Source organism: Allobosea sp. LC85, assembly GCF_000735605.1.
GTDB lineage: Bacteria > Pseudomonadota > Alphaproteobacteria > Rhizobiales > Beijerinckiaceae > Allobosea.
This window is the reverse complement of sequence record NZ_JPKG01000018.1, coordinates 78,535-88,730: the sequence shown is the minus strand read 5'-3', so window position 1 is coordinate 88,730 and position 10,196 is coordinate 78,535. Positions and strand designations below refer to the sequence as shown.

Sequence of the window (10,196 nt, the reverse complement as noted above, 5' to 3'; positions counted from 1 at the left end):
GCAAGCTCAAGGAGTTCAAACGCATCGCCATGCGGGCGGAGAAAACCGACCAGAGCTTCAAAGCCATGATCTACCTCGCAGCAGCCGTCATCAATTCACGATGATCCCCCACAAGCCTTAGCGCAGGAGCCGGAACAGGCCTGCCGCCTTCAGTCCGCCCGCCACGATCACGAGATAAAGGCTCGCGGCCACGAGCCCGATCGCGGTGAGCGCCAGAAATCGCGGCTCGACCGGGACATGCGCGAGCGCAGCAAGGAACCCGGGCGCGAGCACGCGCGCGACCAGCCCGGCAATCACGCCACCTGCAAGGGTGATGACGATCAACCCCGGAAGCTGCCGATCCGGTTTCGTCCAGCCGCGCCGCAGCGCCAGAACGAACAAGGCGCCGACATTGATCCAGGCGCCGGTTGCCGTCGCCAGCGCAAGCCCTGGCGCGCCGAAATCGCGCCAGAGCACCAGCTTGAGCGCGACATTGGCGGCGATGGCAGCGAGCGAAACCAGCATTGGCGTCGTGGTGTCGCCGCGGGCCTGGAAGGCGGAGACCTGAGAACGGATCAGCACGATGGCCGGAAGTCCGAGAGCATAGGCAAACAGCACCGCGCCCGCCGCCTGGCTTGCTGCCGCATCGAAACGACCGCGTTCGAACAGGGCCGAGACGATCAGCTCCGGGATGGCGAGAAAGGCGGCGGCGAACGGGGCCGCCATCACCAGCGTCAGAGCCACAGCGCGGTTTTGCGCCTTGTTCGCGCCATGGATATCGCCCGTCGCGATCAGGCGGCTCATGGTCGGCAGCAGCACCGTACCCACCCCGATCGCGATCACGCCGATCGGGAGCTGGTAGAGCCGTTCGGCATAGTAGAGCGAGGCATAGGCGCCGCGCGGCAGCAGCGAGGCGATGATCGTGTCGGCGAAGAGCGCGATCTGCACGCCGGCGGAGCCGATCACGGCCGGGCCGAACGCCTTCAGAAAGCTCTTCACGTCGGCGTCGACGCGCGGGCGCGTCAGCGCCGCCGAAACGCCCGCCTGCCGGGCCGCGAGCACCAGCAGCAGCCATTCGAGCAAGCCCGCGACGGCAACACCCCAGGCGGCGGCATAGGCTGCGCTCGGAAACAGGAAGGCGATGAACAGCGCTGCGATCAGGCAGATATTGAGCAGGATCGGCGCTGCGGCTGCCGCGGCGAAACGGTCGACGGCGTTCAGATTCGCTGCGAGCAGCGTCACCAGCGTGATGAAGAGCAGATAGGGGAAGGTGATCCGCGTCAGCGCGACCGCAAGCTCGAAACGCTGGGGATCGTTGGCAAAGCCGGGCGCGAGCAGACGTACGACCTCGGGCATCAGGGGGAGGGCGAGTGCGAGCAGCACAACCTGCACGATCAGGTTCAGCGTGAAGACGCGGTTGGCAAAGAGCGCCGCTGCGGCTTCTCCCATCTGCTGCCTGATGCGGGCATAGGCCGGAATATACGCCTGGTTGAAGGCGCCTTCGCCGAAGATCGCGCGGAAATGATTGGGCAGCCGCAACGCGACCGAAAAGGCATCCATCATCGCGCCGGCGCCGAGCACGGCAGCGAGAGCGATGTCGCGTAGGAAACCGCTGAGGCGGGAGAGCAGCGTGAAGCCGCCAACGGACAGGATCTTCCTGAACATCAGCGCATGATGCCGAAAACTGGTTTCCGGCGTGCGGACGGCGTCATGCTCGAACTCCAGGCCTCGCTCTTGCCCCAAAGCGCTCTTGCCCCAAGGCGCTCTTGCCCCCAAGGCGCGCTCGCCTGCGCCGGAACAAGCCGAATCGTCTGCACCATTCTTAGCGGATCAATGGCGGCAATGCGTCGCCACGCGGATGATCGACCGTGCGTGCGTTGAACCCGACCCGCTCGCCGATCAGGTAGAGCGGCCGGCGCTTCACTTCCGCAAAAATGCGTCCGACATACTCGCCGATCAGGCCGAGTGAAATCAGCTGGATGCCGGAGAAGAACATGATCGACACGATCAGCGAAGGGAAGCCGGGCAGGTCGGTGCCGTATAGCAACGTCCGCAACAGGAAGAACAATGCGCTGAAGGTCGAGATCAGGGCGATGATCACCCCCGTCCATGTCGCGATCTTGAGCGGCACGGTCGAGAAGGAGGACAACCCGTCGAAGGCGAAGCTGAACAGCTTGCGGAAGCTGAACTTGGTGACGCCATGCTGGCGCTCGGCGACTTCGAAGGCCACGCCGGTCGAGGGAAAACCGACCCAGGCATAGAGGCCCTTGGAAAACCGTGCCCGCTCCGGCAAGGCGCGCAGTGCGTCGACGACACGGCGGTCGAGCAGGCGGAAATCGCCCGCGCCTTCCGGCAATTCCGTCTCGCCGAAACTGGCGAAGACCCGATAAAAGGCCTTGGCGAAGCCGCGTTTCAACCGGCTCTCGCCGGAGCGGTCGGCGCGTTGGCCGTAGATGTTGAGATATCCTTCGCGCCACTTGGCGAGGAAGGTCAGGATCGTTTCCGGCGGGTGCTGCAGATCGGCATCCATGATCACGACCGCATCGCCCGAGGCATGGTCGAGCCCGGCCGCGATGGCGATCTCCTTGCCGAAATTGCGGCTGAACGACACGGCATTGATGCGCGGATCGCTGGCGTTCAGCAGGCGCAGCACGGAGAGGGAGCCGTCGCGGCTGCCATCATCGATGCAGATCATTTCCCAGGACGAAACCACGCCTGTCAGCACGGACTTCAGGCGCTCGACGAGAAGCGGCAGATTATCGGCCTCGTTATGCACGGGGACGACGATTGAGAGCTCCGGCCGGGCAGGCGCGGAGCGCTGCACGGCGAGGTTGGGAGCGGGCGATGTTTCCGACACGACTGACCTCTTGATCCGGCCAGGACGGGCCGGCCCCGCCTTCCGGCGAAGCCGGGCTCGACACGGGTGACGCGATGGGCACAGAACCGTAAAGCTGTTGTGCTCACAAGTCCTGCGACGGGCCCCCTTACACCATCGCCGATGAACCCTGGACAACGAAATCGATGACGATCCGTTTCGTTCTTTGTGCCGATGATTTCGCCATGACCGAAGGCGTCAGCCGTTCGATCCTGGAGTTGCTTGCGCTCGGAAAGCTCTCGGCGACGGGCGCCATGACGAACAGGCCGCATTGGAAGCGCCTCGCCGCCGAGCTTGGCAGCTTTTCCGGCAGAGCTGATCTTGGGCTGCATCTCAATCTGACCTGTGCTGCCCCGCTCGGGGCGATGCAGAGGGTCGCGCCATCCGGCATGCTTCCCCGGCTCGGCGACCTCGCGCGGGCGGCGGCGACATCGGCCGCAGCCCGCGCCGAGATTGCGGGCGAGATCGGTCGCCAGCTCGGAGCCTTCGAGGACGCGCTTGGCCGCGCCCCGGATTTCGTCGACGGCCATCAGCACGTCCATGTGCTGCCCGGCGTTCGCAGGGCGGTGCTGCGGGCGATCCAGCGCCGCTACCCGGAAGGGACCGTCTATTTGCGCGATCCGGCCGACTCTGCCCGCGCGATCCGCCAGCGCGGCGTGGCGGTGGGCAAGGCGCTGGTGATCGCCGGCCTGGCGCTGGGCCTGCGCTCGCAGGCCTTGCGGCGTGGAATCCCGGTCAACCGGGGGTTCTCCGGCGTGTCGCCATTCGACCCCGAACGCGACTTCGGTGCGGATCTGCGCCATTTCCTGATCGCGCCGGGGGCGGCGCATCTCGTGATGTGCCATCCCGGACATATCGACGACGAATTGGCGACGCTCGATCCGGTGATCGCCACGCGCGCCCTTGAACATGCCGCCCTGGCCGCGTTCGTGCCTCCGCCGGGGTTCAGAATCGCGCGATTCTCGGAGCTGTTTTGATCGCAGGCCGGCGCCGGCTAAAAACTTTGCCGGGAAGCTGACCCTACGCAATCGAAAATTTACCGTGATCGCTCAGTTTGTAAGCACCGGTCCGTTCGGATCCTACCCTTGCAGCCTCCGGCGGAGATCTCGGCGCTATGGCATGGTTGAAGCGATCTGGGGCGATCGCGATGGTTGCATCGAAGCGCTCGCCTGGAACACGCAGTTCGCTCTCGCTCGGCAGCAGGATCGCGGGAGCGGCGGTTGCCATTGTCGCCGCAGCCATCCTCATCCTCGTGATCGTGGCGTCACGCTATAATCAGGCCCAGACCCGCGACGATCTCGAGCACAAGATCGCCGCGCTGACCAGCATGGTCACGAATGCCGCTCCGGCGCTGATCCTCTCCCGTGACACCACGACACTGGGCTACATCCTCGAATCCCTGCGCCAGGATCCCGATTTCAATGCGGGCTTCGTGGCCGATGACATCGTTGCTCTGGCGAGCGCCGGCGAGTCGACCGAGAGCAGGCTTTCGCTCACCCCGCGTTCATTGGCGGCGGCACTTGGGCGCGAGCCGTGGGACGCCTTGAAGGAGCGCGATACTCTCCAGCTCGAGGACAAGGTCTACCTCGTCCAGCTTCGTTCGGTGCGGATTGGGCCGAACCAGAAGCAGGTCGGTTATGTCGCAGTCCGGTTCGACAAGACGCGCCTCAATGCGCGCGCATTCTTCGAGCAGTTCGTCACGATTGGCATCGGCGTCCTGATCCTGCTCATTCTTGGGCCGCTTCTCTGGGTTTCCTTGTCCCGCACGATGCGGCCCCTGAAGAGCATGACCCAGGCCATCGTCAGCATTTCCGACGGTAAGCTCGACACACCGATTGATGCAGCCGACAGACGCGACGAGATTGGCGCGATCGCGCAGGCACTCAGCGTGCTCAAGGTCCGGTTGGGAGAGCGCGCGGCTCTCCAGGAGGCGCAGCACGTCACCGAGGCCGAACGTCGCTACCAGCAGCGCCGGGTCGATGAATCGATTGCCCTGTTCCGGGGCGAGGTTGGCGCCGCGCTGGAGGCTTTCAAGAACAACGCCGAACGGATGAGCGAAGCGTCGGATGGTCTGGCGCGTGTTGCGGCAGAGTCGTCGGGACGCGCCGCCCGCGCCGCCCAGAATTCACACGGGGCTTCGGCCAATGTCGAGAACGCCGCACAGGCGGCCGAAGAGATGGGCGCGGCCATCCGCGAGGTCGAGTTTCAGATCCGGCATGTCCGCACCGAGATCGTCGAGGCAGCCTCGGCCTCGCGCGACACTGCAGGGTCCGTGCAAGCGCTCGATGAAACGGCTCGCGCGATCGGCGAGGTGGTGAACCTGATTCGTGACATCGCGGCGCAGACCAACCTGCTGGCGCTCAACGCGACGATCGAGGCTGCGCGCGCCGGCGAGGCCGGGCGCGGCTTCGCGGTCGTTGCCTCGGAGGTGAAGAGCCTCGCGGCACAGACCGCGGATGCAACCGATCGCATCGTTACCCAGGTCGGCGCCATCCAGGGAGCAACCGGTGAGGTCGTTGGCGCCATCTTGAACATCGCCAACCGAATGGGGGCGATCGAGAATTTCACGAACGCGGTGGCAACCTCGATTGAGCAGCAGGCGATCGCGACCGGCGAGATTGCCAGCGGCGTCGCGATGGCGAGTTCATCGGCGCTGTCGGTGTCGAGCGATCTCAGTGTGCTCGCCGACAGCGTTGAGGAGACGGGACAATCCGCGGAGCAGGTTCGGGATGCCGCTGGCGAGGTCGCGGCCCAGGCATTGCGGCTGCGCGCGACGGTCGACCAGTTCCTGCACAGCGTGGCGGCTTGACCGCCACCCCAGCCAAGAATGCAAAACGGGGCCCGAAAAGGCCCCGTCGCACATCGTCTCGGCTGCGCTGCCGTCAGGCCTTGGCGCCGTCGTACAGCTCGGCAACATAGTCCCAGTTCACCAGGCTCTCGAGGAAGGCCTTGAGATAGTCGGGACGGCGGTTGCGATAGTCGATGTAGTAGGAGTGCTCCCAGACATCGACGCCGAGGATCGGCGTGCCGCCATGAACCAGCGGGCTTTCGCCGTTCGGGGTCTTGCTGATCGCGAGCTTGCCGCCCTTGATCTCGAGCCAGGCCCAGCCGGAGCCGAACTGGCCAACGCCGGCCGCAACGAAGTCCTCCTTGAACTTGTCGACGGAGCCGAACGAATCGATGACGGCTTTCTCCAGCGCGCCCGGCAGCTTGCCGCCGCCATTGGGCTTCATCCACTTCCAGAAATGGAGGTGGTTGTAGTGCTGGCCGGCATTGTTGAAGACAGCCGGGTTCTTGCCGTAGGAGCCCTTGACGATCTCTTCGAGCGATTTGCCCTCGAATTCGGTGCCTTTGATCGCGTTGTTGCCGTTGGTGACGTAGGCTTGATGGTGCTTGTCGTGGTGATATTCCAGCGTCTCCCGCGACATGAACGGCTGGAGCGCGTCATGGGCGTAGGGCAGATCGGGAAGGGTAAAGGTCATTTGGCCTCTCCTTAGGCTGTCAAATCACACTGCTGAGAATGGCTTCGTCATGAACGGCTTGGGACTTGCCAGCCCGGCGGAACAGCCGCCATTCCACGCGATAGTTAAGCCTCCTGCTTCCAGCCGGCAACCGGCTGGAAGCGCCGTGGGCCATGATATTGCGTCGGAGCAAATGGCCCGGAACATGCGGCGCGGAGCACAATGAACAGGCCATTCGCAGGCACAGTTCGGTGCGAATTGTGAAACTGTCTCTTATTCAATACGTTAGAAGATGATCGGAGAGGCGATGAAACCGCCCGCCTCCGGTGGATACTGAGGGTGCTGCGTTGATAACGATCTTCGTCCTGTTGGGCCTGGGGTTCTTTGCCGGTGGCGTTGCTGCCATCGTCGATGGCTGGCCCTACCTCCTGCTCGAGCGCGGCTTCACCCAGGTCATCGTCGGGAGCGTGGCTGTAACTGCCGGCATCATCCTGCTCGCGCTGTCGCGGGTCCTGGTGGAATTGCGTCGGGTCAAGGCGGCGATTGTCGGTGCGGCCGGGCTTTCCGCCGGTGAAGCGGCACGTGCTTCCGTGGGGATGGGCGAAGACCTGCGGACCACCCCTGGCGAAGCCCAGTCGGCCCTTCCGGGCCTCGGCACCGTGGCAGCAGGCGCCGGGCTCGTCGCCGCCGGCGGAGCCCTGGCAGCTTCCATGCGCGGAGGCGCTGAGGACGCTCCGGCTGCGGTCGAGGAGGTGCCAGAACCCGTGATCAACGATCTCTTCGATGAGATTACCATCCCCTCGGAACCGCCCGTCGAGCCGCATCCGGGCGCTGGTGAGAAGGACAGGGCAGATGTCCCTACGGCTGAGGTGCATGAGCCGCGTGAGCCGGAAGCGGTGGTGCCTGAGCTTGCGCCCGACGCTGTTACCCCGGCGGTCGCGGCGTCCTTCGCGACTCAGCATGAGGGCGAAGCCGCCAGAGAAGAAGAGGACGCCGACACGGACGCTGCAGCGAGCGACGAGGAGCAGCGGTCAACGTCGCCTCAATCGCCGACCTGGTGGCCGCAGGTCGATAGGCCGGGCGGGGACGAGTCCGAGCGCGCGCCCGTGGAGGCCGATGATTTCGGCGCCTTGCGCCAGCATCTCTCGTTCGGCCCGCAGCGTCCGGAATCCCAGCCCGAGCTTGAACCTGAACCCGACCTGCCGGTGGGAGAAACCTCGTTCGATCAGCGCGATCGCGAGATCGACGACGCCGCCGCCTGGATGGCGCCGGCCTTCGGACGGCGTGAGCCGCCTTTTGGCGAGCCCGAGCAAGTGGCAGATGAGCCCACGATCCCGCGCTGGCCGCCGCTGACCAGCGGAGCGCCACGGCTGGAGCCGGACGTCGAGAGTTCGGATTCACCGGAGGTTCAACCGGAAACGGCCGAAACGGAGGCTCGGGTCGAGCCGGTATTCGAGGAGGCCGAGGCGGCGAACGAGCCATTGGATGAAGCCGAAGAGGCAGTCTCCGGCGATGAGACGGAAGCGGTTCCGGAGCCTCCCCGCCCGGCGACCTCCGACGAAGGCGTCGTCGGAGCTTATCAGGTCGGTGACACGCATTTCACCATGTATGCCGACGGCTCGATCCAGGCTCGTACGCCCGATGGCGAATACAAATTCGCCTCGATGGACGAGCTCAAGACCTATCTCGCCAGCGAGAAGAGCAGGCTTGGCGGTTGATCAGCGCTTCGCGGCTGATTGCTCCGGCCATCCCGCGCGGATCGTGTGGATGGCGAAGGCGTAGGCCAGCGCCACCTCCTTCAGCGAGTCGAAGCGACCGGCCGAGCCGCCATGGCCGGCCTCCATATTGGTGTGGAGCAGGACCGGCCCGCCGCCGGTCATGGTCGCGCGCAGTTGCGCGACCCATTTAGCCGGTTCCCAATAGGTTACGCGCGGGTCGGTGAGCCCGCCCATGGCGAGGAGAGGCGGGTAAGCCTGCGCCCTGACATTGTCATAGGGCGAATAGCTCTTGATCATGTGAAAGGCTTCGACGTCCCGGATCGGGTTCCCCCATTCCGGCCATTCCGGCGGTGTGAGCGGCAGCGTATCGTCAAGGATCGTGTTGAGCACATCGACGAAGGGGACCTCGGCGATGATGCCGGCGAACAGCTCCGGGGCCATGTTTGCGATTGCGCCCATCAGCATGCCGCCGGCGCTGCCGCCCTGGGCCACGATGCGGCCACGCGCGGTAAAGCCCGTATCGGCGAGCATCTCGGCTGCCGCAATGAAATCCGTAAAGGTATTGGTCTTCTTCTCGCGCTTGCCGTCGAGATACCAGCGCCAGCCCTTGTCGGTGCCGCCGCGGATATGGGCGATGGCATAGACGAAGCCGCGATCGACCAGGCTGAGCGGATTGGTCCGGAACGAGGCTGACATGGCCGCGCCGTAGGAGCCATAGCCATAGAGCAGGCAGGGCGCAGAGCCATCGAGGGCAAGGTCGGCCCTGTGCAGAAGGGAGACGGGTATCCTGGCTCCATCCCCCGCCGTAGCGAAGACGCGTCGCACTCGATAGGCCGCTGGGTCATGGCCGGACGGAACCTCCTGGCGCTTCAGCAGCGTCCGCTCGCCGGTCGTCATGTTGTAGTCGTAGGTTTCGGCAGGTCGCGCCATCGAGGCATAGATGAAGCGCAGCGTGTCGGTTTCGAATTCATAGCCGGCGTCGAGGCCGAGACCATAGGCCTCTTCCTCGAAGGAGATGCTGCTCTCGGCGCCGCTGGCGAGGTCCCGGATGACGATGCGCGGCAGGCCATCCTCGCGTTCAAGCCGGATGAGCCGGCCCTTGAAGCAGACATGACTGAGGATCAGGCGACCGGATCGGTGCGGTATCAGGTCCCGCCAGTTCTCCGGCGACGGGGCTTCCAGCGGCGCCGAGACGATCCTGAAGTCCTCGGCATCCGCATTGGTCAGGATCAGGAATTCATCGCCGTGATGCTCGACGCCGTACTGACGACCCGTCTCGCGCGGCGCGATCAGGACTGGCGCTGCCTGAGGTGCGGCAAGATCGACGAAGCGGGTCTCCGAGGTTTCATGATCGCTGATCGAGATCAGCAGGAAGCGGCCGGACTGGGTCTCGTCGATATCGACGAACATGCCTGCGTCCTGCTCGTCATGCAGGAGTTCGTCCTCGTTCATCCCGGTGCCAAGTCGATGACGGAAGACCTGCGACGGGCGGTGATCGGCATCGAGACGGACATAGGCAAAGGAGCGTGAATCGGGCGCCCAGACGATGTCGCCGGTGGTATCCGTGATCCGGTCGCCCAGATCTGCGCCGGTGGCAAGGTCGCGGACCCTGATGTCATGGAGTTCCGAGCCAGCCTCGTCCGCACTCCAGGCGAGCAAGCTGTGATCGGGGCTGTGGGCGGCGTCACCGAGTTCGAAGAAATCGCTGCCCTTCGCCAGAGCGTCGGCATCGAGCAGGAGCTGTTCGCGCGCTTCGCCATTCCCGGACCTGATGCGTGGCTTGCGGCAGATCAGCGGATGTTCGCCGCCGCGCCGATAGCGCGAATAATAGAGGAAGGCTCCGTCCGGCTGCGGGACACCCGCATCGTCTTCCTTGATCCGGCCGCGCATTTCCTTGACGAGATCACGCTGCAGAGCACGCGTCGGTGCCATCAATGCTGTGCAATGGGCATTCTCAGCTTCAAGATAGGCGCGAATATCCGCCGGCAGTTTGCCGGGGTCCCGGAGAACATCCTTCCAGTTCTCGGCCCTCAGCCAGCCATAGGCGTCGCTCAGCGCAACTCCGTGAACGGTACGGGTCTCCGGCCGCTTCTCGGCACGGGGAGGCAAGGGGAGGCGTTTGGTCACGGTACGGCTCGCGCTGTCTTAAGATGGCGTTAAGGA

General features: G+C 64.9%; 7 protein-coding genes. 3 read left to right on the top strand and 4 right to left on the bottom strand.

The genetic code is table 11. From position 1 onward, the window contains the following. Positions 1–117: 117 nt before the first annotated feature. On the bottom strand, positions 118–1,644 hold the full coding sequence (gene murJ, locus FG93_RS08825; protein WP_043233785.1) for a murein biosynthesis integral membrane protein MurJ: 1,527 nt from the start codon (positions 1,642–1,644) through the stop codon (positions 118–120). Between the two features lie 157 nt (positions 1,645–1,801). Continuing rightward, the gene (locus FG93_RS08820) at positions 1,802–2,836 is read right to left on the bottom strand and encodes a glycosyltransferase family 2 protein (protein ID WP_244448537.1); all 1,035 of its coding nucleotides are present in this window, start codon (positions 2,834–2,836) and stop codon (positions 1,802–1,804) included. Between the two features lie 164 nt (positions 2,837–3,000). Here FG93_RS08820 and FG93_RS08815 point away from each other — a divergent pair, with 164 nt between their 5' ends. Together FG93_RS08815 and FG93_RS08810 are read left to right on the top strand one after the other, a co-directional pair. After that, on the top strand, positions 3,001–3,831 hold the full coding sequence (locus tag FG93_RS08815; RefSeq protein ID WP_043233748.1) for a ChbG/HpnK family deacetylase: 831 nt from the start codon (positions 3,001–3,003) through the stop codon (positions 3,829–3,831). Between the two features lie 170 nt (positions 3,832–4,001). After that, on the top strand, positions 4,002–5,663 hold the full coding sequence (locus tag FG93_RS08810) for a methyl-accepting chemotaxis protein (protein WP_052513527.1): 1,662 nt from the start codon (positions 4,002–4,004) through the stop codon (positions 5,661–5,663). A gap of 73 nt (positions 5,664–5,736) precedes the next feature. Here the strand turns inward: FG93_RS08810 and FG93_RS08805 are convergent, their stop codons facing one another. Beyond that, positions 5,737–6,336, bottom strand: a complete 600-nt coding sequence (locus tag FG93_RS08805; RefSeq protein ID WP_043233746.1) for a superoxide dismutase — start codon at positions 6,334–6,336, stop codon at positions 5,737–5,739. Between the two features lie 326 nt (positions 6,337–6,662). On the opposite strand from FG93_RS08805, the gene FG93_RS08800 reads away from it, so the two are divergent. Then, positions 6,663–8,033, top strand: coding sequence for a hypothetical protein (locus FG93_RS08800; protein ID WP_152579364.1), 1,371 nt, complete (start codon positions 6,663–6,665; stop codon positions 8,031–8,033). On the opposite strand, the gene FG93_RS08795 is transcribed toward FG93_RS08800, so the two are convergent. Next, positions 8,034–10,160 (bottom strand): S9 family peptidase, encoded by a 2,127-nt coding sequence (locus tag FG93_RS08795; protein WP_043233743.1) that lies wholly within the window; start codon positions 10,158–10,160, stop codon positions 8,034–8,036. Between the last annotated feature and the right edge of the window lie 36 nt (positions 10,161–10,196).

What these genes read in the sequence shown, in the direction of transcription:
- murJ (WP_043233785.1), bottom strand. Translation starts at nt 1,644, where the DNA reads ATGTTCAGGAAGATCCTGTCCGTTGGCGGCTTCACGCTGCTCTCCCGC.
- FG93_RS08815 (WP_043233748.1), top strand. Translation starts at nt 3,001, where the DNA reads ATGACGATCCGTTTCGTTCTTTGTGCCGATGATTTCGCCATGACCGAA.
- FG93_RS08810 (WP_052513527.1), top strand. Translation starts at nt 4,002, where the DNA reads ATGGTTGCATCGAAGCGCTCGCCTGGAACACGCAGTTCGCTCTCGCTC.
- FG93_RS08805 (WP_043233746.1), bottom strand. Translation starts at nt 6,336, where the DNA reads ATGACCTTTACCCTTCCCGATCTGCCCTACGCCCATGACGCGCTCCAG.